29 protein-coding genes and 3 pseudogenes are annotated in these 25,738 nt (G+C 50.2%); 21 read left to right on the top strand and 11 right to left on the bottom strand.

Annotated elements, in window-relative coordinates:
* Window positions 1-3: 3 nt before the first annotated feature.
* The 3 genes from AC6I8W_RS27290 to AC6I8W_RS27280 all read right to left on the bottom strand — a co-directional run bounded on the left by AC6I8W_RS27290 (window position 4) and on the right by AC6I8W_RS27280 (window position 2,959).
* A complete protein-coding gene (locus AC6I8W_RS27290; protein ID WP_497839713.1) occupies window positions 4-1,668 on the bottom strand; it encodes a ShlB/FhaC/HecB family hemolysin secretion/activation protein in 1,665 nt (554 codons plus the stop codon).
* Window positions 1,669-2,335: 667 nt separating this feature from the next.
* The gene (locus tag AC6I8W_RS27285; protein ID WP_497839673.1) at window positions 2,336-2,674 is read right to left on the bottom strand and encodes a hypothetical protein; all 339 of its coding nucleotides are present in this window, start codon (window positions 2,672-2,674) and stop codon (window positions 2,336-2,338) included.
* A 15-nt stretch (window positions 2,675-2,689) separates the two neighbouring features.
* Entirely contained in the window at window positions 2,690-2,959 is a 270-nt protein-coding gene (locus tag AC6I8W_RS27280) for a hypothetical protein (RefSeq protein WP_497839672.1), read from the bottom strand.
* 367 nt (window positions 2,960-3,326) lie between these two features.
* On the opposite strand from AC6I8W_RS27280, the pseudogene AC6I8W_RS27275 reads away from it, so the two are divergent.
* Window positions 3,327-3,557: pseudogene (locus AC6I8W_RS27275) on the top strand (LysR substrate-binding domain-containing protein); the annotation flags it as partial.
* A gap of 36 nt (window positions 3,558-3,593) precedes the next feature.
* On the opposite strand, the gene AC6I8W_RS27270 reads toward AC6I8W_RS27275, so the two are convergent.
* On the bottom strand, window positions 3,594-4,493 hold the full coding sequence (locus AC6I8W_RS27270; protein WP_497839671.1) for a LysR family transcriptional regulator: 900 nt from the start codon (window positions 4,491-4,493) through the stop codon (window positions 3,594-3,596).
* A 139-nt stretch (window positions 4,494-4,632) separates the two neighbouring features.
* Between AC6I8W_RS27270 and AC6I8W_RS27265 the strand changes: the two genes are divergently transcribed.
* The 10 genes and pseudogenes from AC6I8W_RS27265 to AC6I8W_RS27220 form a co-directional block, all read left to right on the top strand.
* The gene (locus tag AC6I8W_RS27265) at window positions 4,633-4,938 is read left to right on the top strand and encodes a superoxide dismutase (protein WP_497839712.1); all 306 of its coding nucleotides are present in this window, start codon (window positions 4,633-4,635) and stop codon (window positions 4,936-4,938) included.
* 11 nt (window positions 4,939-4,949) lie between these two features.
* Window positions 4,950-5,639: a type 1 glutamine amidotransferase domain-containing protein gene (locus AC6I8W_RS27260; protein ID WP_497839670.1), complete on the top strand. Its 690-nt coding sequence runs from the start codon at window positions 4,950-4,952 to the stop codon at window positions 5,637-5,639.
* An 85-nt stretch (window positions 5,640-5,724) separates the two neighbouring features.
* On the top strand, window positions 5,725-6,672 hold the full coding sequence (locus AC6I8W_RS27255; protein ID WP_497839669.1) for an aldo/keto reductase: 948 nt from the start codon (window positions 5,725-5,727) through the stop codon (window positions 6,670-6,672).
* 102 nt (window positions 6,673-6,774) lie between these two features.
* Window positions 6,775-7,809, top strand: a complete 1,035-nt coding sequence (locus AC6I8W_RS27250) for an amidohydrolase family protein (protein ID WP_497839668.1) — start codon at window positions 6,775-6,777, stop codon at window positions 7,807-7,809.
* Between the two features lie 151 nt (window positions 7,810-7,960).
* Window positions 7,961-8,518 (top strand): NAD(P)H-dependent oxidoreductase, encoded by a 558-nt coding sequence (locus AC6I8W_RS27245; RefSeq protein WP_497839667.1) that lies wholly within the window; start codon window positions 7,961-7,963, stop codon window positions 8,516-8,518.
* An 18-nt stretch (window positions 8,519-8,536) separates the two neighbouring features.
* Window positions 8,537-9,556, top strand: coding sequence for an aldo/keto reductase (locus tag AC6I8W_RS27240; protein ID WP_497839666.1), 1,020 nt, complete (start codon window positions 8,537-8,539; stop codon window positions 9,554-9,556).
* A 38-nt stretch (window positions 9,557-9,594) separates the two neighbouring features.
* Complete coding sequence (locus AC6I8W_RS27235) at window positions 9,595-9,972, top strand: DUF1330 domain-containing protein (protein WP_497839665.1); 378 nt, start codon at window positions 9,595-9,597, stop codon at window positions 9,970-9,972.
* A gap of 37 nt (window positions 9,973-10,009) precedes the next feature.
* A complete protein-coding gene (locus tag AC6I8W_RS27230) occupies window positions 10,010-10,606 on the top strand; it encodes an NAD(P)H-dependent oxidoreductase (RefSeq protein WP_497839711.1) in 597 nt (198 codons plus the stop codon).
* Between the two features lie 49 nt (window positions 10,607-10,655).
* Window positions 10,656-11,336: a putative quinol monooxygenase gene (locus AC6I8W_RS27225; protein WP_497839710.1), complete on the top strand. Its 681-nt coding sequence runs from the start codon at window positions 10,656-10,658 to the stop codon at window positions 11,334-11,336.
* A 30-nt stretch (window positions 11,337-11,366) separates the two neighbouring features.
* Window positions 11,367-11,593: pseudogene (locus AC6I8W_RS27220) on the top strand (carboxymuconolactone decarboxylase family protein); the annotation flags it as partial.
* Between the two features lie 113 nt (window positions 11,594-11,706).
* Here the strand turns inward: AC6I8W_RS27220 and AC6I8W_RS27215 are convergent.
* Window positions 11,707-12,501, bottom strand: coding sequence for an AraC family transcriptional regulator (locus AC6I8W_RS27215; protein WP_497839664.1), 795 nt, complete (start codon window positions 12,499-12,501; stop codon window positions 11,707-11,709).
* A 140-nt stretch (window positions 12,502-12,641) separates the two neighbouring features.
* Here AC6I8W_RS27215 and AC6I8W_RS27210 point away from each other — a divergent pair, with 140 nt between their 5' ends.
* The 7 genes from AC6I8W_RS27210 (at window position 12,642) to AC6I8W_RS27180 (ending at window position 18,538) form a co-directional block, all read left to right on the top strand.
* Window positions 12,642-14,606 (top strand): FUSC family protein, encoded by a 1,965-nt coding sequence (locus AC6I8W_RS27210; RefSeq protein ID WP_497839709.1) that lies wholly within the window; start codon window positions 12,642-12,644, stop codon window positions 14,604-14,606.
* Window positions 14,596-14,811 carry a DUF1656 domain-containing protein gene (locus AC6I8W_RS27205; protein WP_497839663.1) on the top strand — a complete coding sequence of 72 codons (216 nt, stop codon included), beginning with the start codon at window positions 14,596-14,598 and terminating at the stop codon, window positions 14,809-14,811. Before AC6I8W_RS27210 ends, AC6I8W_RS27205 begins: the two co-directional genes overlap by 11 nt.
* Entirely contained in the window at window positions 14,808-15,671 is an 864-nt protein-coding gene (locus AC6I8W_RS27200) for an efflux RND transporter periplasmic adaptor subunit (RefSeq protein WP_497839662.1), read from the top strand. Before AC6I8W_RS27205 ends, AC6I8W_RS27200 begins: the two co-directional genes overlap by 4 nt.
* A gap of 199 nt (window positions 15,672-15,870) precedes the next feature.
* Window positions 15,871-16,056 carry a hypothetical protein gene (locus AC6I8W_RS27195; protein ID WP_497839661.1) on the top strand — a complete coding sequence of 62 codons (186 nt, stop codon included), beginning with the start codon at window positions 15,871-15,873 and terminating at the stop codon, window positions 16,054-16,056.
* Between the two features lie 416 nt (window positions 16,057-16,472).
* On the top strand, window positions 16,473-17,249 hold the full coding sequence (locus AC6I8W_RS27190) for a type IV toxin-antitoxin system AbiEi family antitoxin domain-containing protein (RefSeq protein ID WP_497839708.1): 777 nt from the start codon (window positions 16,473-16,475) through the stop codon (window positions 17,247-17,249).
* A gap of 6 nt (window positions 17,250-17,255) precedes the next feature.
* Window positions 17,256-18,170, top strand: a complete 915-nt coding sequence (locus tag AC6I8W_RS27185; protein ID WP_497839660.1) for a nucleotidyl transferase AbiEii/AbiGii toxin family protein — start codon at window positions 17,256-17,258, stop codon at window positions 18,168-18,170.
* A 125-nt stretch (window positions 18,171-18,295) separates the two neighbouring features.
* Window positions 18,296-18,538, top strand: a complete 243-nt coding sequence (locus tag AC6I8W_RS27180) for an SOS response-associated peptidase family protein (protein WP_497839659.1) — start codon at window positions 18,296-18,298, stop codon at window positions 18,536-18,538.
* Between the two features lie 40 nt (window positions 18,539-18,578).
* On the opposite strand, the gene AC6I8W_RS27175 is transcribed toward AC6I8W_RS27180, so the two are convergent.
* Complete coding sequence (locus AC6I8W_RS27175) at window positions 18,579-19,013, bottom strand: hypothetical protein (RefSeq protein WP_497839658.1); 435 nt, start codon at window positions 19,011-19,013, stop codon at window positions 18,579-18,581.
* 98 nt (window positions 19,014-19,111) lie between these two features.
* Between AC6I8W_RS27175 and AC6I8W_RS27170 the strand changes: the two genes are divergently transcribed.
* Both AC6I8W_RS27170 and AC6I8W_RS27165 read left to right on the top strand, forming a co-directional pair.
* Window positions 19,112-19,708, top strand: a complete 597-nt coding sequence (locus AC6I8W_RS27170) for a hypothetical protein (RefSeq protein ID WP_497839657.1) — start codon at window positions 19,112-19,114, stop codon at window positions 19,706-19,708.
* A gap of 323 nt (window positions 19,709-20,031) precedes the next feature.
* A pseudogene (locus tag AC6I8W_RS27165) lies at window positions 20,032-20,849 on the top strand (DUF4225 domain-containing protein).
* Here the strand turns inward: AC6I8W_RS27165 and AC6I8W_RS27160 are convergent.
* The 3 genes from AC6I8W_RS27160 to AC6I8W_RS27150 all read right to left on the bottom strand — a co-directional run bounded on the left by AC6I8W_RS27160 (window position 20,846) and on the right by AC6I8W_RS27150 (window position 24,004).
* Window positions 20,846-21,160, bottom strand: coding sequence for a hypothetical protein (locus AC6I8W_RS27160; RefSeq protein WP_497839656.1), 315 nt, complete (start codon window positions 21,158-21,160; stop codon window positions 20,846-20,848). The pseudogene AC6I8W_RS27165 and the gene AC6I8W_RS27160 sit on opposite strands and share 4 nt — an antisense overlap.
* 1,199 nt (window positions 21,161-22,359) lie before the next feature.
* Window positions 22,360-23,187 (bottom strand): HNH endonuclease, encoded by an 828-nt coding sequence (locus AC6I8W_RS27155; protein ID WP_497839655.1) that lies wholly within the window; start codon window positions 23,185-23,187, stop codon window positions 22,360-22,362.
* A gap of 79 nt (window positions 23,188-23,266) precedes the next feature.
* Entirely contained in the window at window positions 23,267-24,004 is a 738-nt protein-coding gene (locus tag AC6I8W_RS27150; RefSeq protein WP_497839654.1) for a pentapeptide repeat-containing protein, read from the bottom strand.
* Between the two features lie 38 nt (window positions 24,005-24,042).
* Here AC6I8W_RS27150 and AC6I8W_RS27145 point away from each other — a divergent pair, with 38 nt between their 5' ends.
* The gene (locus AC6I8W_RS27145) at window positions 24,043-24,213 is read left to right on the top strand and encodes a hypothetical protein (protein WP_497839653.1); all 171 of its coding nucleotides are present in this window, start codon (window positions 24,043-24,045) and stop codon (window positions 24,211-24,213) included.
* Window positions 24,214-24,227: 14 nt separating this feature from the next.
* Here AC6I8W_RS27145 and AC6I8W_RS27140 read toward each other — a convergent pair whose 3' ends face one another.
* Together AC6I8W_RS27140 and AC6I8W_RS27135 are read right to left on the bottom strand one after the other, a co-directional pair.
* Window positions 24,228-25,340 carry a glycine zipper domain-containing protein gene (locus AC6I8W_RS27140; protein ID WP_497839652.1) on the bottom strand — a complete coding sequence of 371 codons (1,113 nt, stop codon included), beginning with the start codon at window positions 25,338-25,340 and terminating at the stop codon, window positions 24,228-24,230.
* A gap of 40 nt (window positions 25,341-25,380) precedes the next feature.
* Window positions 25,381-25,659: a hypothetical protein gene (locus tag AC6I8W_RS27135; RefSeq protein ID WP_497839651.1), complete on the bottom strand. Its 279-nt coding sequence runs from the start codon at window positions 25,657-25,659 to the stop codon at window positions 25,381-25,383.
* Window positions 25,660-25,738: the final 79 nt, after the last annotated feature.

Genomic DNA, 25,738 nt, shown 5'->3' with positions numbered 1-25,738 from the left:
CTCTTAGAAAACCAGCCCGATGCGGGCATAAATGCTGACGTGATCCGGTTTGAGATAGCCGGGATAGCTGAGCGGAATGCCCACCGTATACTGGGTGTAAAAATGGCGGCCACGGGTACTGAGGCCAACGGCGCTGCCCCACAGGGTGCCGGTGGACTCGCGGTCCTGCTTGTCGGTTTTCAGCCAGCCGCCATCCACCGCGGCCAGTGCGCTGACGTCGCCAAGGATCGGCAGGGTGAACAGGCTGTAATTCAGTTCGTTACGCAGGTAGCCACCGCTGTCCCCGGAGAGATACTGCTCTTTAAAGCCGCGTACCGAGCTTTCGCCCCCCAGTGTCAGGCGTTCACTGCCGTAGAGCCTGTCCGGTGACCACTGGCCGTAAATGCTGCTCAGCCACCACAGGCTGTTGGTCAACGGACGCTGAAAGCTGGCGCTGATGCTCCATTTGCGGAATTGCGCTTTGGGCAGGTCGCCGGTTTTACCCGCATCGCTTTCGGCATCAAACCACGGCATACCGCGACTGAAGGCAGGATTTAAGGTGGCGACACCGCCCACAATCTTCTGCGTATGGTTGATGCCAAGCTGAACGCTGGTGATTTTGCGGCTGCTGCTTTCCAGCAGCGTGTCGTTAAGCCAGTTGTGGCTGGAATAATGGTTCAGGCCGAGCTGCACGCCGGTTTTGATATCACCGTTGCGGAAAAGCACCCAGGAGCCGCTGAGACGGTGCGAGATATTGTCGCCAGAGCTGTACCAGGTGAAGCCATTATTCACGAAGCTGCTGTGGTAGTTGCTCCAGCTGTAGCTGTAGTCCAGCAGCCCGTAGCCGTAAGGTATGCTGACGCCTGCCTGTACGTTTTGTGCGTCACGCCAGGTGCTGAAGGCGCTGCTGCGTCCACCGCTGATAAACCAGCGGTCTGCCAGCCCCAGCAGGTTATTGCCGACCAGCGACCCGGTCAGCTGACCCACGCCGGTACTCTTCTGGCCGCTGTTATCAAATCCGAGTGAGGCGGTTACCGGAAATTCCGGTTTTTCCGTCAGATTCACTACCGAATAACCCACTTTAGGCGAGGGCCGGATATCAATCTGTACCGGTATGCTGCGCAGTCGATTTATCTGCTCCATCCCTTGCTCAATATCACGCAGGTTAAGAATCTTACCTGCCAGACCGGGGAACACCATCCGCAACATATAAGGGTATTTGCCGTCGAGCTGAATGGTGTCGAGCTTTCCTTCCAGTACCGGAATAATTAACTCGCCGTGTGACAAATCCTGTTCGGTCAAAAAGGCACGGCTGGTGATGTAGCCGCGCTGCATATACCAGTCAGAAATGTCATGAACCAGAGAATTAATTTTGGTCAAGTCGAGGCAGCGATTAATATAAGGTCGGGTCAGTGCCTGTTGCTGGCTGGCAGAAATCAGCGTGGCGTTGCGAATATCAATGTTGCTGATAGTGAAGCAAGGTCCGGACTGCGATGAACCTATGCTGGGTGCGCTCTGCGGGGATGCTGCCTGCCACAATGCATCACGTTGCTGCTGGTCCTGTTGCAGACGTTGTTGCTGCTGGTTCTGAATAAAGTCGCGGTCGCCGGGCGTTAAAGGTGCAGCCACTGCGCTACCCGAAATCAGCACGGCACCGAGTGCCAGCCACTTCCGTGTTTTTGCCATCATCATTGAAAAGTTTAATTATTCTGATTGTAAAGGCTGTGTAAATACGAGAAGGCAGGATAACACTTAAACAATCGGTTTTTTCCTGGATTGCCAGGAAAACGACAGGGTGTGGGGTATTCGAGTTAATACATTTCGAGTAAATTAATTAAGTCAAATATTTGGTGTGATGCTTGGTGAGGGTAATGTATTGGAAATATCTCCCCTGTGTCGGGAGACAGGTCAGATAAGACTGGCGATAAAAGCGTGGTATAAATGCTGGTGCAGTGAGCGCTATTCATTAGGCAAGCAGCCTTGCTGCCAGGTGAAACTGGTCATTGCGCATGATGAAGTATCGCCATTACGTACTGGTGAATGAAATGTGGCTGGTGTGTAGATGTTCAAGCTGGGTAGCACGTATTGGGTAAAGGGATCATGAGGGTGTTTCATCAGGTGTGATGGTAATCCCCCCCACTATGTCAGGTACAAAGATAGATTTCGGGGCAAACAGCAACACATCTCCGGGATATAACATCATAATTATGTTAAATATCAGTTAATTAAAGCCAATAAATCGCACTTGGCTTGCTGGCCCACTACGATTAGGAATCCTGGTTATGGGTAACAGACCTGCGGAAATGCGAAGTGAACCTCTCAGCTATTCGCTGGGGGCTATCGTCTTCACGTAGAATTACGGCCTTGAAATCTGGACGAGATAAAGCAGTGTTAAATAGTCCTGCCGCGTGCTGGCGAAAATGTCGAGTATCGCCTCATCAGTATGCTTATTGTAACGGAAAAGGCAGACGTATTTCCCTGTGGGATCTAACCAGCGCCTCAACTGCACGCCGTTGGCCAACGCATTTTGTTCAAAAGGATATTGAAGAGGATTTTCCTCAATACCGACGATAGCCTGTTCGAGCAAATCTGTCGCAAAGTCGCGAGCATCTTCCTCTGACATTGTTACCGCTTTATAAGTCTCAATTGCTGAGAGAGTTTGTTCTGTTACCTGAGTGGTTAGTGCTACCGTCATTTAGTGGTCCTTATATCATTTATGCCGTTCGGATCGCCTCCGTGCCAGAAGCTCACGAGCTGATTCGTGACGGCTATTTTCAAAATCATGCTGGGATAAGCTAACAAGCTTTAGCATGGCGTTTATTTGCTGCTGCTGATGACGTTCAGCCAGCTCCGCTTCACGTTCTTCTGCGGTCTGGATAAACAATTCAGCTGCACCGTTTTTAGTCACATACACACCGCCTCTGAAGCTCTGCGGAGTGCCAAGCATCTCTCGTGCAGACTTCTGCGAAATGGTAGTCATGTCGAGTCCTCTTACTTAATGGTGTAACTGCACGGTTGAAAGCGTCCGCCAGTTACAGTCTCCTTCATTGCTGACCTGCCGGAATTGGAGGTCATGCGTGCTTTCAGGGTATACATTAGCAAAATACTGAGCATGGTTCAATATTTGTCATAAATTTTACCCCCCCCTGCTCTTTTTGGTTCCGTTGGCTTTAACTCTTTAAAGAGTCAGTTTGGATACGTGCTGCTGTTCAGACACCTGTATAGCACTTAGCTTTCAGGCGTAGCCGGACGGGCAAGTCGTGTGCAGTCTGTCCCGTGAATGCCGCGTCAGTGGTATGGAGGCGCCAGAAAAAGATAAGGACGGCTCTTAGCCACAGGGCGCCGATAACCAGGCTGAAACGGGCCTTGTAGCCGTACTGGGCGGTGCCGGCCTGATGTATTTTCCGGAGCCTCTTGTTGCACCCTATGTGAAGGACGGACGGCTCCGCCTGGTGCTTACGGAATGGTCCCCGCTGGAGGAAGGTTTTCATATCTACTATTCAAGCCGTCGGCAATTGCCGACCGGGCTTCGCCTTCTGATTGAGTTCATACAGGAGGCCAGGCCGCTGGGGTTGTGAAATAGCGCTTCCATACTGAACGATGCGTTATCGTCTTTATCGCCCCGTAGCCGATATCAGAAAATCAATCAGGGCCTTCACTCTTTTCGTTTTACCCGCGTTTTTTGGGTAATAGAGATACACTGGCGGGTAGGTTTTCCAGTAGCTCTCCATCACGGGTATAAAGCGCTCCCTGTCGGGCTGTAACTGCCAGATGGGTTCAAACAAACGTCCAATTCCCAGGCCGTTACGGATCCCGTCAGCCATAACGTCAATATCGTTGCTGATTAACTGCCCGGGCATCTCAACCGTCAACTGCTCTCCGAGATCGTTCAGGATCAACGGAAGGATGCGGTTGTTAGTGATAAAACGGTAGCCAATCAGCTTGTGTTGACTGAGGTCTGACGGCACCTCGGGCATTCCATGCTCGCAGATATAAGCTGAGGATGCATATAACCCTTCACGAAAGGGTTTCATTAACGGTCGAGCCACCACCCCACCTTCGAGAATATCGCCAAAACGGATCCCAAGATCAAAACGCTCTTCAATAATATTCACGGTACCGTCATAAACCGATATTTCCAGCTGTATACCCGGGTATTGCTGACAGAATTCCGCCATTGCAGGCTTAAGAATTAACAGATAGGCAAAACGCGAGAGCGTGATTCGCACGATACCAGAGGGCTCCTGATTCTGGTCGCGAATGCTTTCAAGTGAAGTCTCCAGCGATTCCACCGCTGCAGTGGTCTTTTCCAGCAACAGTTGCCCAGTTTCTGTCAGCTCAATACGGCGGGTTGTACGCACAAAAAGCGGATGGCCAATATGCTCTTCCAGCAGCTTAAGCGCATTGCTGACGGAGGGAGGCGTAATTTGCAGTTTTCTTGCGGCTGCCGAAATATTACCCTCACGTGCAATGCTCTGAAAGATGCGTATCTGGTTATACAGGGCGTTATTCATAGTTTTTTCCTTTAGCAATCCCCGCCTGATTATTAAGTACAGTCTAAAGATGCTTAAGTCAATGCCCCTCTAATCTTCATAAAATGCGCCTCTTATACTTTAATCTCTTTCTATAACGACCTGAGTTCAGGAGATTATGATGCGAATTTTATGTCTGGATATCCCCGCACCTGGAGCATCGCTGGAAAAATATGCTCCACACATTAACGCTGAAGCGCTGCACGCCTGGGGATTGTATAAATCAGGCTTCATCCGCGACATCTACTTCCGTCAGGACAGACCTGGCGTTGCTATTTTTCTTGAATGTGACTCTGTCGATGAAGCGATGAACGTAATGGCCGAATTCCCGCTGGCAAAAGCAGGCTTATTAAGCTTTGAGTGCATTCCGCTTGGCTCCTTTATTAACTGGGAAAATCTCTTTGCCGCTGAATTTAAAAATAAATAGTGAGGCCCGATATGAGACCTGCAGATAAACCCGTGCTGTGTGTCGTTTCCAGCCATCCGATTAAAGGCGCATCCGGTGTACCAACCGGTTTTTTCCTGGCCGAGCTGACGCATCCGCTGAAAGTACTGGAAGATGGCGGACTAAAAACGACGATAGCCAGCATTCGCGGGGGACAGCCGCCGGTGGATGGATTTGACCTCAGTGACCCTGTCAATGCCTGGTTCTGGAACGAAACCGATTCTCAGCAGCGCCTGGCAACAACGCCTGCGTTATCCGAGCTGAACGGTACCGATTACAGCGCCGTTTTCTTTACGGGGGGGCATGGCACCATGTGGGATTTTCGCGATAGCCTGGATGCCCAGCGTATTATCCGCGAAGTGTATGAAAGCAATGGGATTGTCTCAGCCGTCTGCCACGGCCCTGCGGCACTGGTTGACGCCAAGCTCAGTAGCGGCGAATACCTGGTGAAAGGCAAAAACGTGGCGGCCTTTACCAACAAGGAAGAGGAGGAAGTTCAAACCACAGATGTGGTTCCCTTCCTGCTTGAGACGGCACTCCGCGAGCATGGCGCGCTTCACCATGAAGCCCCAAACTGGTCTGAAAAAGTGATTACCGACGGATGCCTTATCACCGGACAAAATCCCGCTTCAGCGCACGGTGTAGGTGTGGCGCTGTTAAATGCACTCCGCCAGACAGCTTAATCTATTCATCTATATATCACCGTTACTCACCCTCTTTTGGCCGGTTAAAGTCAGCAACGATCCGGCATTTTTTCAGGAGCTGAATATGAAAACACTTCCTCCCGTCGCGCTGGGCACATGGTCCTGGGGCACAGGCTTTGCCGGTGGCGACACCGTCTTCGGCAATCATCTTTCTGATACTCAGATGTCAGAAGTGTTCACCACGGCCATGAGTAAAGGGCTCAATCTCTGGGATACCGCAGCAGTATATGGCATGGGGAGTTCCGAGGCAGCGCTGGGAGCATTAGTCCGTCAGTTCTCCCGCGAGGATATGATTATATCCACCAAATTCACGCCGCAGATTGCGGACGAACAGTCAGCGCAGCCTGTCAGCGATATGCTTGAGGCCAGCCTCGGACGCCTGGGCGTGGAAGCGATTGATATCTACTGGATCCATAATCCCCTCGACGTCGAGAAATGGACGTCAGGACTGATCCCACTCTTACAAAGCGGTAAGGCAAAACGCGTCGGTGTTTCCAACCACAATCTGGCACAAATCAGACGCGCCAACGAGATCCTTAACGCCTCCGGTTATTCCATCAGTGCAGTACAGAATCATTACAGCCTGCTCTATCGCGCTTCTGAAGAGGCAGGGATTCTTGAGTATTGCCGACAAAATAACATCACGTTCTTTGCTTACATGGTCCTTGAGCAAGGCGCGCTCAGTGGTCGTTATGATTCAAATCATCCCATGCCTGCTGGGAGTGGCCGGGCCGAAAGTTATAACGCAGTGCTGCCGCAGATAGAGAGATTAACCGCCGCCATGAAAAAAATGGCAGCCGAGAGGAATGCCAGCGTTGCACAGATAGCCATCGCATGGGCTATTGCGAAAGGGACCCTTCCACTCATCGGCGCGACTAAAGTCCATCACGTTCTGGACGCCGCCAGCGCTTCAGATATCCAGTTACGCGATGAGGAAATTATCCTGCTGGAAAAACTCGCAACAGAGACCAGAGTTGATACACGTGGCGGCTGGGAAAAACCGATGGTGTAAACCCCGGCCGGGACAGACTGTCATGAATGACACTCACGTATGGGCTGTTCCGGGTGATTCTAATATGCATCACTTTTACTGCTGTGTATGAATAGTGAGAATATGAAAATCATTTGCCTCGAAGAACATTATCTCGACAGCGAGTTAGGGCGAGCGTGTATGCCTGTTGCGCTTGAGCAGGCGCCTTTCCTTGGCGACTGGGGGAAAACCGTCGCTGATGGTCATAATCCGGACCGAAGCCGGCCGCAGATAGAAAAGAATGCGCTGATACACCAGAAAGGGGTTGATTTGGGAAGCCGTCGCCTCAGAGATATGGATGAGGCTGGAATTACCATGCAGATCCTCTCTGTGGGCGGATTCCCGCAGCTGGCACCCGAGGATGAAGCGGTAACATTAAACACGGCGGCAAACGACCGCCTTGCCGGGGCGGTAAGCAATCACCCGGAACGCTTCGCGGCATTTGCCACACTTCCTTGGGCACAGCCGAAAGAGGCCGAAAAAGAGCTTGTCCGAGCAGTTGAAGAACTGGGTTTTAAGGGGGCACTTCTGAATGGCAGACCCTCTTCATGCTTTCTCGATCATCCTGACTATGCCCCCCTGCTTTCCCGCTTTAATAAACTGAATGTGCCACTCTATCTTCATCCCGGATTACCGTTTAAAAGCGTGCAACAGGCCTACTTCACTGGCTTCAGCGCAGAGATCAACGCCAGGCTCACTATGTTTGGCTGGGGCTGGCATCACGAAGCGGGGATCCATTTGTTAAGGCTGATGTTATCGGGCGCATTTGATAAATATCCCCACCTGCAGGTTATCAGTGGCCACTGGGGGGAGATGCTACCCTTCTGGCTTCAGCGTCTTGATGACAGCCTTCCACTGGCTGCAACGGGTCTGTCACGCACGCTAACGAGGATCTTCCAGGAGCACGTTTACGTTACCCCGCCAGGTATGCTGACACTGCCACACTTCAAGTTTATCTACGAGTTAATGGGGGCAGAAAGGATCCTGTTCTCCGTTGATTATCCCTATCAGACCCTGGACGGTGTAAAAACATTTATCGGCAGTCTGCCCGTCAACAAGGCTGAAAAAGAGGCCATCGCGTTTCGCAATGCAGCGCGTTTCCTTGGCATCACGGTTTAGTTCACCGGTTCATGATGACTGAGTACAATGAGATCAGCCGACAATTATTAGTTTTTGTCTAAAAGTGAATGAGCCTTTACTGCTCTAAAAAAAATAATGTTGTCACTTTATACTGGGTTAAATATTCATCAATAATATTTAACTGATTGAAATGAAAAATATCCTTGTTGTTTCAGGTCATCCTGAGCTTACCCATTCCGTCGCCAACGCCACTATCCTTGATAAACTGGCGACCGCACTTCCCGATGCTGAAATTCGTCGTCTGGACTGGCTCTATCCGGACGGCAAATTCAACATCACCGCAGAGCAGGAAAGCCTGCTCAGGGCCGATGTGATTGTCTGGCAGTTCCCTTTTTCCTGGTATGGGCTGCCCGGGTTAATGAAACAGTGGCTGGACGAGGTCTTTGTCCACGGCTTCGCGCATGGCTCAACGGCGAAACTGGGCGGTAAAAAGCTGGTCCTCTCCTTCACCACGGGAGCGCCACAGGTGCTCTATACCGCTGACGGTTTCTTTGGCCATGCCATTGAAGAGTATCTTATTCCGTTCGAGACCACGGCAAGGCTGTGCAATCTTGAGCTGCTGGCGCCGGTTTATACCTGCGGTATCAGCTATGCCGACCGGGATGCCGACAAAATCGCACAGCAAAAAACGCTTGCCCGGGAACACGCTTCAAGGCTTGTCGATCTGCTCAATACCGTTCGTGAATAATCCAGAGGGAGAATAACGATGCAGTATACCCGGCTCGGTAAAAGTGACTTACTGGTCTCCCGCATCTGCATGGGATGTATGGGGTTTGGCGATCCGTTGACGGGCCAGCATCGCTGGACGCTGGACGAAACAGCAAGTCGTGACATCATTCGCTACGGCCTCAAAAACGGCATCAATTTTTACGATACCGCCATCGCCTATCAGAACGGTTCCAGCGAGCGATACGTTGGCCGGGCGCTGCGGGAGATGGCAAAACGCGAGGACGTGGTGGTGGCCACCAAGTTTCTGCCACGAACCGCCGCGCAAATTGCCGGGGGGATCGGCGGAAAAGAGGCAATAGCCCGATCGCTCGACCAGAGCCTGCAGAATCTGGAGATGGACTACATCGACCTCTACATCTACCACATCTGGGATTACAACACGCCCGTTATTGAAGTGCTTGAAGCGCTGCATGCCGCCGTTACTGCGGGCAAAGTGCGCGCTATTGGTATTTCAAATTGCTATGCCTGGCAGCTGGCGAAGGCGAACGCCCTTGCCGAACGCGAAGGGCTGACGTCCTTTGTTTCCGTACAGAGCCACTACAACCTGATTATGCGTGAAGATGAACGAGAGCTCTTTGGTCTGTGTGCTGAAGATAATATCGCTATGACCCCCTATAGCGCGCTGGCCAGTGGCCGTCTCTCCCGTAAGGAAGGCCACACGCGACGAGCCACGGAGGATGACTATGCGCGTGGGAAATATGAGAGCACGGCTGAACAGGACCGGAGCATTATTGAGCGCGTAGCCGAGCTTGCCGAACGGTATCAGGTAACTATGACGGAAATCTCACTCGCCTGGCTGCTGACAAAAACCACGTCTCCTGTCGTAGGGGCCACAAAAAAAGATCACGTCGATGGCGCGGTAAACGCAGTACATCTTCAACTGAGCCAGGAAGAAATTCAGTTTCTTGAAGAAACCTACCAGCCGCATGTTCTGACGGGGATCATGGCGCAAAACACGCCGCAAACGAAAGACGTTAAGCAGGTCTGGACGCGGTAGCTCTTATTCAATTTCATTAAATTTAATCAGGAGGAAGAATGATTTTTAAGACAGCGGTGGCCTTTCTGTTCGCGTTCTCTGGGCTTGCTTCAGCAGTGGCGGCAACGCCTGCTTATTATATCGCAGAGTTTCAGGCGACCGATCGTGAAGCAATAAAGCCGTACAGTGCTCAAGTTGAGTCAACCTTCAGGCCCTTTGGTGGACAGTTCATCGTCAGAGGTGGTGAACCCGATGTAAAAGAAGGGTTTGGAGCACAGGGTCGACTTGTTGTTATTAAGTTTGAGAGTCTCAAAAATGCCCAGGACTGGTATAACTCGGCTGCGTACCAGAAGATCATTCCTATCCGTCACCGTGCAGGCAATTCGCGAACCTATATTGTCGAAGGATTACCAGAACTGACTCCTGTTACGCCATAGCGCTTTACTGCCTTATTAAGACAAAGAAGGGTTTATGATGTGGTTACGTCAGCGCAGAACAGCAGCATTGTTTTTGTTTGCATTTATCTTCCTCATGCCTGTTAGTCATGCTCATAGCCGTGAAAAGACCGACATTAAAACGCTCGTTATCGTCTCTCACCCTTATCCGGAACGCTCAGTTCTGACAAGAGGGTTGCAGGAAGCCGCTGAGAGTCTGGAAGGCGTGACGGTTCGCAACCTTGAGACGTTGTATGGTTATGACACACGTCGGATAAATGGCGACGCGGAGCGAAAAATGATGCGTGAGCACCGTCGTGTCGTTTTTATCTATCCGACACACTGGTTCAATATAACACCGATGATGAAAGCCTGGTTGAATGAAACTTGGGGGAGTGTCGGGCCCGGTTTGTGGCAGGGAAAGGAGATGCTTGTTGTCAGCACGGCTGCAGGTGGAAGCTCCACTTACGGGCCAGACGGCAGGATCGGGGTATCGCTTGCGGATGTATTTTTACCGATGAAAGCCAGCGCACTGCACGCAGGTATGACGTGGCTTCCTCCCCTGGTCTTTGAGAGCGCCCGTAGCGATCGGCTACCTTCCTATCAACACCAACTTATCGAACGTCTTAAACAGTAATTTCATTAAAAGGATTATCGTGAAAAAGAGCCTTATGCTTTTAATTTGCATGCTAATAAGTAGTCCTGTTTTAGCAACAAAACCGGACACGCAGGATAAGCGAGTGATGAATATCTTCGAGATAGGTGTCCGGCCCGCTCGGGACAAAGATTTTGCAGACGTGGCCAGACAGACGATTTCCGCTTCGGTTGATCATGAAGAAGGTACGCTGGCGATGTTCGCCATGCAACGCAGCGACAATCCACGTCAGGCATTCATGGTCGAACTCTACGAAAACGAGAGTGCTTACCGCAAACATCTCAATGCCGCCCCATACAGAGCATTCGCTGCTCGTGCACCTGACATTATCGATCGGAAAAAGAAAATCACCCTGGAGCCACAGTTTCTGGGGGATAAACACATCATACCGAATGAGAGAACCATCAATAATCTGGTAGTCGTCGAGGTAAAGCCTGAATTTCAGACCGAATTTAAAAACATTGTCCTTCCTGAAATGGCGGAGTCGCTCAAAGTAGAGAAAGGCGTGTTAGCCATGTATGCCGCTACAGACTCACAAACTCCAAACCGCTGGTATTTTTATGAGATTTACGCCAGTGAGGAGGACTATCAATTACATCGACAAACGCCGCACTTCCGTGACTATCTCAGACAAACGGCGCATATGAGCACCAAAAAGAACGCTATCCCAGTAAAACCAGTATTTCTTCGTAACAAAGGCGGAATCAAATAGGATCAGCACCGTTGACCAGTGAGGATTAACATGAAAAGCGTAATTGCAGCGGCGGCCATGTCGCTTGTCATTTCTGATTTTGCTAATGCTGAGGAAACAAGAGGTAATGCTATGTTGTATATTGAAACTCAGCGATTTCGGAAGTTAATATTCGTTCTGTCTCACCGGCTCTGGCACGCTTTGGTCGCGAAGCTATTACTGAAGATCTGTGGACACGCGATGCCCTCTCGCCCAGGGTGACATGCTCCCGGTTAATTGACACAAAGCGCTGTTAGCAATGTCCGCAGATCGCTCAAAGCAGACATTCAACTCAGTAAGCTTGCCCGCTTCTTGCCCACGCGTAAATCAAGAGCCGCACACTGTATCAAGTCTATGAATCTGCCGTTTTGCGAACAGCAAAATAGTGCGCTGGCGTACTGCCCATGGTTTTTCTGAACATGGTGATAAACGCGTTAACCGACTCATACCCCAGGTTTGCTGCCACGTTTTGTACCGACACACCACTTGCCAGCTCCCGCAGGGCAATAATCAAGTGCAGTTGCTGACGCCAGCGACCGAAGGTCAGACCGGTGTCACGCAGCATTAAGCGCGCTAACGAGCGCTCGCTGAGTGCCAGTCGCTTTGCCCAGACTTTGAATGTGCTCCGATCGCCTGGATTGCTGACCAACGCATCGGCCATCGCGCGAATTTTAGGGTTAGCAGAGACCGGCAGGCTCAATTTCTGCTGCGGCATGGTCACGAGTTCATCGAGCGTCACTCTGGTCAGCCTGCCAACATGACTCTGTGGTGTGTAATCAACGTCTTCATTCGTTAAGCGATCAACTAATTCTTTAATCAGCGGTGAAATTGCCAGCGTGCAGCATTTATCCGGCAGTGCGGCAGCACCGGGTTCAATAAACAGATAGTTAAGGTGAGCATTCCAGGTCGCTTTGGCGCTATGAGGAACTCCACCTGGGATCCACACCGCGCAATCGGGTGGCACAATCCAGATATCGTTTGCCGCACGACAAATGACCGCCCCATACAGAGCAATAATCAACTGCCCTTTACGGTGCGTATGAACCGGCACTTCGGCTGCGTAATCGACGAAATCGATATGACGAGCGACTGCCGGGCTCGACGTGCTGTCGGGATCAAACAACGTATTGGCAAGTCGGGATGTCATATTATTGGCAACATTTAGATATTTTTTGACAGAATAGAGTATTTAGTGACGTGCGCAAACCGGGAATAATTCTCGGCATGAATACAATCATCCCCTTTTGGCACGCGATACGCCGCTGGTCAGGCCGCATAATAACTCCCATGCTACTGAGCGATGCCCACGCCCTGCTCTATTCCGTCAGGAGTTTTGCCGCAGCGATGCTCGCCTATTACATCGCCCTGTCGATTGGTCTTGAACGACCCTCCTGGGCCATTATCACCGTCTATATCGTTTCGCAAACGTCGGTGGGGGCCTCGCTGAGCAGGAGTCTCTATCGTCTTGCAGGCACGGTGGTTGGCGCGGGGGCAACGGTGCTGATCGTGCCCATGTTTGTGAATATGCCCATTTTATGCAGCGTGATGCTGACAGGCTGGATCACATTCTGCCTTTGGTTATCCCTGCTAGAACGCACTCCCCGCGCCTATGCCTTTGTGCTGGCCGGTTACACCGCAAGCCTGATTGGCTTTCCCGCCGTATCCGACCCTGGCTCGGTGTTTAACATTGCTATCATACGGGTGCAGGAAATAACGATCGGCATCGTCTGCGCCGCGCTGATTCACCGGTACATTCTGCCCAGTCGGATATCCGGCCTGTTCAACAGCAAATTGACGCAGACACTACACGCGGCGCGACAGCGTATTGCCGATACCCTGGCGGGCAAGTCTGATGCGGTTTCAGCCCCCTTGCACCTCGCGCTGGCACTGCAATTCCTGCAGGGCATCAGCCACCACATCCCGTATGATTTTGCCCTTTCAGTTCCGGTCCGGCAGGCCAGAAAAGCACTCCATGACAGGCTGGCACGATTAGTCATCGTGAACGGTGAATTACGCGATCGCTTGCAGGTGATCACGGATATGCCCGCCGATATACAGACGCTGCTGGATGATGTTCAGGCTTGGCTCACTTGCGACAATGCCGGGAAACGCAAAAGCATCGCAGGTGCCCTACAAAAACGTAGCACCCTGTTACTACAGGAGCGTGCGGTGCGTGCACTGACCTTTAAGGACGCCCTGAGGGTGAACGTCTTAGGCTACATAGCGGAGTTGATTAGCCTTATTCACCAGTGTGAGCGCCTTTCGCAGGCTATATTTCACGCGAAACCCGCGCCCATACGGGCGGAAGATAGCGCGGCGAAAGGGTATGTTTTTCATCGCGATCCTCTGAGTGCAGTCCGCACGGCACTGGGCGCGTTTGTCATCATCCTGAGTGGCTGTCTGATATGGATTGACTCAGCATGGTCAGATGGCGGTACGGCGGTCTCCATTCTTGGGGTTTGTTGCACGCTGTTTGGCAGTTTCGACACACCTGCACCCCATATTGTGAAATACATTATCGGCTCCTTCTGGGGCGTATTGATAAGTTTCATCTATAGTTTTGTCCTGCTTCCCCAGCTCAACGATTTTCCCGTACTGGTTGCCGTGCTTGCTCCGGTCTACCTGCTTGCCGGGTCACTCCAGGCACGGCCGCCCACCACGTTTATGGCGATGGGAATAACGTTGACGCTGCCCGTATTGTGCGAGTTGGGTGCGCACTACAGCGGCAACTTCGCCGATGCGGCTAACACCGCCATCGCGTTATTTTTCGCAACCGGTTTTGCGGTCTTTAGCATGAGCCTGCTGCAAACCGTGCAAGCCGACGCGGCAATAAACCGCCTGCTGAAACTTTGCCAGCGTGATATCCGCCGGAGCGTGAACGGCGTTTTTAAAGGCGATGAAACGTACTGGACCAACCTGATGATTGATCGGGCTGCCCTGCTGCTGCCACGCATGCCGCGTAGCAGGCCGTCATCTGCTCGGGCACTTGTTCACCTGATGCACTTTCTGCGCGTTGGCCTTAGTGTGATGTATCTTCGCCGCTGCGACATGCCCTCAGGTCGTGGCATCAACGCCATCCTTTATGACCTTACCCGCTGTACGGAGACAGAAGCCTTACGCGAGCGCATCGCTGCGATAACCGATCTCTGCTTGCCCGCCACTGATGAACCATCACGCCAGTTAGTCGACAAACTGGTTGATCTGCACTGCGCGTTACGAACGCAGGACGAGGAACCCACAAATGATAAATGACATCAATATCGGGGGTGTTTTTGTCCCCGGCCTGCTGGTGACTGCGCTCATCGCGCTGATCTGTACGTTATCACTCGTACCAATTTTCTCTTTCAGCAGGCTTTACCGCCGTTTGCCCTTTCGCCCGTTGATTGATTTTTCAACCTTTATCATTAGTTTTTTCCTGCTTGAGCAGGGCCTGACCACTCTGGGATTATTTGCATGAAATCTTTACTCTCTTTGCTGGGTCGCTATGCGCTGACGTTAAGTGCAGTGGCTGTGGCGACACTCGTGGCCTTTATTTTCTGGAAACACTATGCGCAGACACCCTGGACACGCGATGGGCGGGTTCGTGCGGATGTGGTGCAGATTGCACCGGATGTTTCCGGGCCGGTGAGCCGCGTGGCGGTCCGCGATAACCAGTGGGTTAACCGTGGCGATGTTCTCTACGCCATCGATCCGCACTGGCTGAAGCTGGCCGTGCTGAGTGCACAGGCTGATGTTGAGGCAAAACGTCATGAGATGCTGATGCGCCAGGATGCGGCCAGGCGACGGGCGCTGATCAAAGGGGTGATTTCCAGTGAGGACATCCAGCAAACAGGCAGTGCGGCAAGCATCGCGGCGGCCAATTATCAGGGTGCACTGACCGCGCTGGAACTGGCGCAGCTTAATTTAGCGCATGCCACCGTGAGATCACCGGTGGATGGCTATGTCACGCATCTCCGTCTTCGCCCCGGTGACTATGCCACTGCGGGAGAGACAAAAGTCGCCATTGTCGATGCGCACAGTTTCTGGGTGGTAGGCTATTTTGAAGAGACGAAACTGCGTCATATCCGCGTCGGGAAAACCGCGCAGATTTCGCTGATGGGTTTTGATCCGCTGATCACGGGCCATGTGGAGAGTATCGGGCGGGGGATTGATGACAGCAACGATGAGACTGGCGGGCTTGGGTTACCTGATGTCAATCCCACCTTTAGCTGGGTTCGGCTGGCTCAACGGGTACCGGTGCGCATCCAGTTAGACACCTTGCCTGCAGGCATTGAGTTAGTGGCAGGGTTATCCGCGAGCGTATCCATCATGCCTTAACAGGTATTAACAGCCCTGACCATAACAGGATTGAGGTAACGGTGTATGTAACACAGGTCATCCTGTAAGCGCCGATTCAAGACTGTGATCGGATACATTCAGGTCAAGCAGTTTGCGTGTGGTGGGTTTAAAATGGCCGATATGTGTTACAGGAGCTGAATGAAAAATAGTCTTCACATCGTTCAACAGGGATGCACCGTTGACCACTGTTACGACAGATTTTCGTACCCTACGATTTGAATGTGCGGTGTTATCTTTCTCATCAGGTATTTTGCCCGAAGTTGAATCCTGGGCCGATATCGTGCTGACTCTGTTTCTGGCAGTGTTCATTGGTCGCAGTGGCGGTGGAGCCGGAGCATTCCCTTTTTCCTTCGCTTTCCAGTAACCCTTCATAGGTCGCGGTATCTGAAGGTCAATACAGTGGAAAATAATTGTGTCTTCCCGCGTTTTGTATCTGGCTGCTATTTCTGCCAGTGGCTCACTCCAGACCAGTTCGTAGAGGGAGTTTCGGTCCTGAGGAGCTACGTGGTTGCCCATTCTGCTGATTATGTGGAATTGCAAATATCACCCTCATGCTCATGATTCGATGACGATAACTTCATCTGACTACAATATTTATATCGTTTTCCGCAATAATCAGCATCATGCCAGTTGGTCTATGGTTTATCATTTATTTAATCCACGGCAATTATCGCCGTGATTTTGAATAAAAACAAACCAGAAAATATGCTTAGTTTGACTGTTATGCAATTCACGGCAATAATTGCCGCAAATCCATTGTTTTGTAAACCGGTGCATTTGATGCTGAATAATGAAAGCAGGCAAAAGCTGAAAGCGTTGCTGCCTGCTGATCTGATAGCCACAAAGTCATGGTTGCAGCAGCAGGGGCTGAGTCTGCATTTTATCGATAATGCGGTGAAAGGACGTTTGCTCAGGGTTCTTCATCCCGGCTTGTATGCACGGGATGAAGCTAAACTCAACTGGAAAGGTGTAGTCGCCTCGCTACAGCGGATGGCGGAGTTCCCCGTCCTTGTCGGTGGGCTTACGGCCCTCAATATTGAGGGGCTGGCCCATTATCAGGAGCGGGGAACGCTGACGTCAGTTCATCTTTATTCAGCCGTACATTTGCCCGCGTGGCTGGATAAACTCGATAGTGGAATCGGGCATTTCCAGTGGCATGGGACACGTCAGCTGTGGCCAGATACGCTCATGACAGATAAAAAACTTTTCCGCGAGGATCACTGGCGTGAATTCCTGCCCCCCGTGCGCTATTCGGCACCGGAGAAAGCCATTATCGAGATACTGGCTGATGTGCCCAAAGCGGTTAGCTTTGAGCATGTTGATCAACTTATGCAGGGGCTTTCAACGCTCTCACCGCGCAAGCTCGATGTTGTTATGCGCGCGAGTACCAGCATCAAATCAAAGAGGCTGTTTATGTGGTTAGCCCAGCGGTACCAGCATGCGTGGCTGAAGCATCTGACGCCTCAGGACTATGATTTTGGGTCCGGTAAACGCGAACTCGCCCGGGATGGCCGCCTGGATAAAACATGGAATATTACCGTACCCAGGGGGATGTGATTATTTATGGATAGAACCAATATTTACTACCAGCAGGTTCAGTTTCTTTTGCAACTGGTACCGGTGATTGCCAGACACGACTGTTTTGCCTTAAAAGGCGGAACGGCGATTAACCTGTTTATCCGTGATCTGCCCCGTTTATCGGTTGATATCGATTTAGTCTTTTTACCGGTTATGGCGCGAGCAGAGTCATTGCTTGCGATCAAAACGGCGTTAGATGAGATTGCAACTGATGCCGTAAAAGTGCTGCCCGGCAGTAAAGTCGCCAGGTCCTATGAAGATAAAAAGGATGCCCTGCGTCTGACGGTCGATCGTGACGGTGTTATGATAAAGATTGAGCTTTCGCCTGTGTTACGTGGGACAGTTTATGACAGCGCCATGATGGCGGTCAGTGAAGTGGTGGAAGAGGAGTTTGGTTATGCTGAGATGTCTGTAGTGGCGTTTCCGGACCTTTATGCTGGCAAAATCTGTGCAGCGCTGGATCGCCAGCATCCCAGGGATCTCTTTGATGTCAAATTCCTTCTTGATAATGAAGGGCTCACAGAAGAACTGCGTAAGGCGTTGCTGGTGTACATCATCAGCCACCCACGCCCGATTGCGGAACTGTTACAGCCACAATTGAAAGACATCAGCGCTATATATGAAGGGGAGTTTCGTCATATGGCGGAAGTTGATGTTCCGCTGGCTGAACTGGAAACCTCCCGCAAGATACTGATAGAGCAAGTCAACGCCTCGTTAACCAACTCTGAGCGCCAGTTCCTGCTGAGCTTTAAAACGCGGCAACCTGACTGGGTTTTGTTGGGGCTTGAGGGTATCGACAGGCTTCCCGCAGTGAGATGGAAACAGCAAAACCTCGAAAAGATGTCAGCAGATAAACACCAGGCGGCGCTGAAGAAACTTCGCACAGTCTTGGGGATCTGACTGCATAGGTCCGGGGCACAGAAAACAGCCCTGGTTCATCTGTCACAAAAATAGTCAGCCATTATTTTTCCGCTATCGGCAAGGCACCTTTCAATAACGATCATGGCCACGAAGGTTTTGTCATTTTGACGGAGAGCAGTAACCGGGGATTGGTTGATATTCATGATCGGCGACCGTTGGTCCTCTCGAGCCAGTCATTGAGAGAGTGGCTCAGCCCGGAAACCAGTTCGCAACGCGCAGGTGAGATGGTTTCTCATGAAGGTCTCCCAGAATCTGAATTTGCATGGTATCCGGTGAGTCGAGCTGTGGGGAATATCCGTAATCAGAGAGCAGACCTAATTTCCAGAATTGATGATCCAGACGTATGACTCTAAGATGAGTTCCCGCCTGCCCGTTTCCTGATGTTTTCTAAATATATCGTTCACTCATCGGGATATGAGAATACATATCCTGTTCAGGTGAATATGGCGGTTTTTGTGGATCCCGTGCATCAGTTTGAGCGATCAGGCTGAACACAGAAGATCCGTTGTCACCGCTACTGGCTGAAACATTCCAGTGACAACGATTAAGCAGTTTCTCCAGTGCAGGAATGTTCCCTGTGAGTTTTGCCGTCAGAGGGGCAATCTGCATTCCATCATTATTGAAGGCGACATCGAGAACCGTGCGGGAGAGATAGATACCATTAACGGCAGGATTGATTATGACAGCGTGGCGACCGGTCCACTCTTTATCGCTGAGTAATCGATAGACCCAGTGCATTTCTTTGGCAGTTTCGATGGCACAGGTCAGACGAAACAAATCGTTCTGGATACAAAAAAAATTCCAGTGAAGGACAGGATCCACGTTGTTGCTTATGCTGTTATTTAATTTTAGTCAGATTCCCTTTATACTCTAAATTTGACCTACAGAACTTTTATTTCTTCCAAAGGACGGGGTGATATATGACGGATAGATTGTCTAAAACTGAAATTAATCTTCATCGAAGCCAAATTATGAACAACGTGCTCATGAGTATAGCTGCTATATTTGTTGGCGCATGGGCATGTTATTCGGCATTGTATGTCAAACAAGAGAAGAAAGTTACTGACTATACGCTAAAAGAATTGGCACTAAAAACAGAGCAAACGCCACATATTGAAACCAAACTTGAAACGATTCTTGAACCACTTGCTGATGGTCAGCACCTGCTTCAGATTAATGTTATTCTGTCCAATCATGGGAACAGAGAAGCGCGTGTTGATTTAGATAATGAGTCCCTGTCACTGGTTCCGGTCATATTCAATGACGGACATCCCTCTTTTCAAAAACCTGTAAATCTAAACACTGGTCGTTATCCCGGTTCGCCGCACAGAGTGGCTCTTGGCTGGATTGATATTGGTGCAAGTGAAAGCTATTCGTTATCTTATGTTCATACGCTACAAACTCCTGGAACATATCTTATTCATTTCATGTCTTTGAATGGTTCTGCGCCAGACCAGCGTACGCCACTTCCGATAAAGTATGCTGTAGGTGCAGATAAATACATTACGATAAAATAGACTGCTTACAGGACAGTATCTAATCAGGCATTGGGTTAATCTGTTCGTTTTTTATTTTATACTCATGGGAAATCAAATGTTGAAAGGTGACAATTCTTTGATCACAGTTCCAGCGCTTAGGTAGTCTGCTTTATTTTAGCAAGCAGCCGGAGGTATTTGTCCCAGTTGCATTTTCTATGCCTGTGGCAGGAATAAAAATAATGAACAATAAAGTGACTATCCTGCGCGTCGAAATCTTCTCACTACCTGTCCAGTGTATGGTTTACACATGGAGAGAATGGTTTATTATCTTTTGAACGGTAAAAACTACAGGGAGAGTGAAAATGGATGCTGCCTTACTTTCAATGATGCGTTCAGATGGCCGGAACCGGGCATGGGCCGAAACTATGGTCAATCTGGAGGCGAGAAAGCTGGTTGAAGCCGCTAATGTGATCTCAGGTTTTCATCTACGCGATAGCCTTACGCGGCTTCAGTTTGTTCAGGAGATCAGGGATGTTGTTGAGAAACAATTTGCTGCTGCACGTCAGGCCAAAACTGATGAAGACTGTATCTCTTGCATAAAAAACCTGCGGGAAGAGACTGAGAACCTTCGTGAACAGGATCGCTTGCTACGGATGCAGACCGCAAAGCTCATCGCTAAAGTTGAGTTTATCCGGGAAAATAACAGAATTGTCGGTTACGTCATTTCTGCCGTTCATATTGTTTTATCCGGCGTAGCTATGTTCGGTGGGATGATTATGATTTCATCCATGACACCCATTGGTATGCTGGCCGGTGCCACACTGTTTATAGACGGCGTTAACGGCATATCAAAGGAAGCCAGCCATCTTCGTTACGGCAAAGAGTCACATTCAGAAGGCATCTTTGCAGACGGGGCAATGGAAGCTGCGCAGTTCATGGGATTCAGTGCTAACACAGGGCTGGCGTTCTATAATGCAGCAACATTGAGCGCCAGTGTTTACAGTGTTTTCGGGCTGGCAAGAAAACCCGGCGCCTGGCGTCTGTTCCGTGGCTTCCCCGTGACTATTACCGGAAAGTTGACACCATGAGCAGACCAAAATTAACGATGAAAATCGTGGATTATGGCGTCAAAGCGAAAGTGATTTTTGACCTTCTCACTACCGATCAGCAAAGTCGCTAATTCCTGTTCGTTCTCTGGTATCGCCAGGACTTATAAGACAACACCGGCGGTTGTACAAAAATGGCAACCGCAATACCGCAAAGAAGCGCAATCCCTCCGGAAAACACGGCCTCGCTGGAACCGAAAAAAAGCAGAAAAATAAAGACGGCAATACAACACAGAACCACGATCATAGTGATTATGAAGCGCCTGGACAGATCCTGAATGGCATCACCAAGGGTGCCGCCGTAGCTTTCGAGGTTATTTTTGACTTTCCGCAGGTCTGAGGGGCTGAAGCCGGAGCGCAGCAGTGCTTCTTCACTTACTCTCATTGCCTTTCATCCTTAAAATGCTTTGGGTAACGCAACAGGTATAACAGAAAGCGACCCCGTAATCGACCTTCTGTCGGCTCATCCTTCTCAACATACCCGTTCAAAGAATTCCACAAACAAAAGAAATGGACGGATACCAAATCCATTGTTCTTCTTATCTGTTATGACCGTAAATTTAACCAGAATAAAAATGATTGTAAATGTCGTATGGTGGCATAGAGGTGCCGACTGTAGCTGAAGATGAGTTCAATAGTAAACTGCACTATGCCCTGGCGTAGCCGTCTCCGCCCTGACATATTTCACCAATCTCTCTTTTCCCTGCAAAGCGATACGGGCTTAAAGCGAAACAGAAACACATGTGCGCCGTCGGAATGGTCCCGACAAGGCAAAGCCGGTCGGGGCTGTAAGCGCCGCTTACGGGTGTGTTATTCCATTTTACAGCCGTACATCTCACAGCAGCAAGAATGCTAATTACAACATCCATTTTCAACACAACGCTGTTCCGGCCCAATGGGCCGGGGCGGCTGCGCTTTGCAGTGGGTTCATGCGGTCTCATGTCAGAAGTTCGCACGGTTTTGGTTGAGAGGGGCATTGTGGTTGAGTACTCCTCTTATCAACACTAATAATGTTGTTTGTTGTAACTAAAAAAGAAGGGCATATTCTTCCCTCCCAGCTCCTGCTGTAATGAACTCAAAAGCAGTCATTATGTCCATCAATCAGTCCCCCGTGAACACCACACATGTTTAGCCTTCATACACTCCTGATTCCTGTCATGTGCACACCAATACTATATTGGTGTGCACTTGCCAGCCATTGATCAACCGAACTAATGCTGCTGAACATCTTCTTATTCTTTTTAGATTCTTTTTCTGACTGAAAGTCAGGAATGTATTGCCAGTAGCAGCATCAAAGGATGCCAGTATCCTGATCTGATCGTTTGCGGGTAATTGTGTATAACCTGAGGTCGATGGAATCAGACCCCGATATGTACCTTCGAACGTTTTAGAAGCTATCTGCCTGACCTTATAACTACGTTTTTATCGCCAGCTGAGACGGTAAAGTCATGTTTGTAGATCAGTGGGTGGGTTCGGGTGTGCGTTCATATCCGAGCCCAAGAAGATTGTATTAGCTCAGACTATAAAAAATTGATTATTTTGAATCGCCACGTGTTTTAATTATCAGCCCACCGCGTTTTTATCTCAACTTTCCTTGCACGTTTGCCGTCTGGTAAACATATTCCAGTGTTCACTCAAACACGCTTTGCTCATGGGGTAAACCGTCTTCCCAAGTGGCTTCTGGTCAAAAATGACCAAATCACGGTCATGTTTCAGTGTGTTTTTACAAAAATGAATGGTCAGGGTCTCAGGGTCAATGCCACAAAGAAAAGCATCAAAAAGTGCATGAATATCGCGCCGCAACCATAAACCATTACTGTAGTGATCGACGCCTTGATCCTTATGCGGAATAATATGGGCAGCCTCACACCGCGCCTGGATTTTACTCCCTGTCACCAGGCAAACACCGCCGCAGTTATTAAATACTTGTCGCGAAAATTCCCTCTGCGTCGGGCGACTCTTCACCGTGATGGCTTTTCCTTCGCGCTTTTCCTCGGGCAAAGAAGCACTGAATTCATCGCCCTCTTCGCGGGTTTCCGCATCGTTTTCAATGACCCATGCCCCTTTCGTGGTCAGGGTCCGACAAAATTCAGACAGTATCACCGTCGATACCCCACGGCTAACGCAGTCTGCAAAGTGAACGCGGCGATTATTACCCCGTGGTTTTCTTCCGGCGACCGTCTCCATTTCAACAAATCTGGCAACATAGACGCGCCAGATATCATCCTCTTGTACGCGCAACACCACGTGAGAAAAAGTATGCCTGGCACCAATGGTCCAGATTCCGGTGGTTCCTCTCCCGGTTAGCGGATCGATGTGGAGATGTTCGTTGCCTGCCACCGTCTGCACAACCAGCAATTTTCCGGATAGATTCAGCTCGGTGTAATCATTAAAAATGGTGTCGTTTTTCATTTTATCCTTTATGCACAAAAGAAATCGCATCCTGATCCTTTATTAATCGTCCACAAACAGAAATGCTTTAACACTGTGGCTAACTGAACATGCGCGGATGAATGCCAAAGCAATTAACAAAACGGCACTGGCTGAGTTGAATACCGATAAAACGTACGTTGGTAAAATTACATCTGACGAATTCCAGATGCCCATTTTGTAGATGACAATATGAAAAGGTAGTGTCAGTGAAAGTACTATCGTGGAAACGCACATCCTCAAGTACACATCGATTAAACACCGTGGCGTTGAGTTCGCTGTGCCTGAACAACCCATTGCGAAAATGACTACGGTAAAAAATTGCCTGAAAATGACCGTTTGCTACCAGCAGTCGGGCAAAGCGGCTCCCGGTGAACAGCCCTTTAAGCACAAATGCGTGGCTGAAGCTGTCGAGTCCTTCAAGGTTTAGGCCATCAATATCATTGTTCAGCATGCGTAAGCCGCAGCCAGGTTGCAGACGGATAAAGCACTGACGTAACATTGAATTTTCTATATTGATTTCTGTGGCCGAGGTCATCCGTGTAGCGGATAGGCGTGCCTTGCGGTAATGCAAGGCCCCTGCCGTCAATACGGTGCAATCCATCATTTCAGTATTTAAGATGTTCAGGGAACTGGTGCTGTTGACCTCATCTTTAATATCAATCTGTACATTAGTGAGCTGGCAGTCTTCAAAACGTGAAGCTCCCTTTCCATGGTTAACCATGTGTCGCTCATCAGACAGGGCGACAGAATTCAAAACGAGCGAATCCGCTCTGGAGTAATCAGAGATTTTTTTCATGCTTATTTAACCAATATTTTTTTAATGCTTAAGGGCGGGTGGATAACGCTGACAAACCGGTTATAACCGAGTTTATTTTCAAAAAACACCGCTCTTTTGACCAACAATTTGCAGAGTTGCCTGCCCTGCAAAAGAGCAAATCAATCCCACCAGCCCTGATCGCACCAGAAAGCATTATCGATAGTTTAAAAATGCTGTTTTATGAATAATTACGGCTTTAGGCCTACCATAATCCGCCTAATAATGACCCGCCAATACCACCCAGAACCGCGCCAATCACCGTCCCTACCCCTGGACAAATCGCGCTACCAATCAACGCCCCACCTTCGGCACCGGCCCAGCCACCTGCGGCTCGGGTAGCACTGCGTGCGGCCTTCTCGACCGTAAGTTCGCCCTTGCAGGCATCCGTAACCAGTTCGGCCGCACATCCTGCTACGGCTAATGGGCCAGAACCGGCAACAAACGCCTTCGCAATACCCGAAGACAGTGTGCTGGACACTGCCGCTTTTACGCCTTCAGCAACCACTGCCGTCGCGGCACTGCGTGCTGCGCCACTGACACCGTTGACCACCACATCCTTCACCGCCTCCCCGGCAGACATCTCACCTTTGACCACTTTGCATAATCCGGACGCAGCACTGGTTGCAGCACTGACCATCAGGCCAGACTTCGCCGCACCCGTCGCCGCCGAGGTTATGGTTTCAGACACGATCACGCGCGTAATGCTGGACGTGTCTCCCGACGCCAGAGCCTGGGCTTCAGCATGTGTCACCGCTTTGCTCTCATGACCTGCGGCTTGCAACTTCCCGGTAATCTTTGCTGCCGCCTCCTGACGATTGGCACCAAGCTCCTGCATTCTCTGATTTGTCGAAGTGGCTTTTGCTTTGGCTGATTTAGCCAGCAAGTCACGTGCACTTGATGCCTGGTCGTCGGGCACAATGCGCTGCGTACCTGCATACTGCGGTTTGGCACTGGAAACTGCGCTACGCGCTGCGCTGCCACAGCATTTTGCCTGGGCTTCAGCCACCACTTTGCCGCTTTGTACCACACGAATATCGACACGCGGGTCACAGGCGAACCCGCCGTTGCTGCCGGTCAACGCGGTGGTGCTGAAGTCTCCGGCTTTGCGTGCAGCAGCGTTAAAAGTACCGGCGTGCATCTCTTCGAAAATGAAACCTGCACGCTTATCAAGAGACATCGCTGCCTTGCTCAGATTAATTGACTCGACACTTTCAACCAGTTTCATCAACTCAGTGATACCCGTAAGGTTGTTGATATTCAGTGCTTGAGTCAGATGTGCAATCTCAGCGCCCTGAACACGGTATTTCTTCTTCATTGGGTTATTCATAATTTTCAATATTCCGAGGTTAATTTGCTTAGTTACGGTTAATTCGGGCATAGCGATGCCCACAGGTAATGACACAGCCATCAATAGCGCTCTGAACGACATAGACGTTCATTTGATCGCTGTGACGTTTCATAAAATCTCGCCCCATATTTGCCTCAATGTCTTTACGGCAGCGGCGATCGAGGTAGTTCACGATGCCACCACGGTGGTCGTATTCACTTCTGCCGTACTGCAAAACGAGGTCAACGATGACGGATGGGATGCCACGTTGTTGTTGGCGAATTTCGCCATGATTGGTGCGATTCATGTCAGCTCCTGATTTTTGTGGGTTGCAAACAATCCATTGCCAGAACCGTGCCATAATTTTTTATTGCATAAATTCAATT

It is taken from the genome of Pantoea sp. X-Soil-TKNS-1211 (assembly GCF_059730495.1).
The sequence above is the reverse complement of the archived record's forward strand: the minus strand, read 5'-3'. Positions and strand labels throughout refer to the sequence as shown.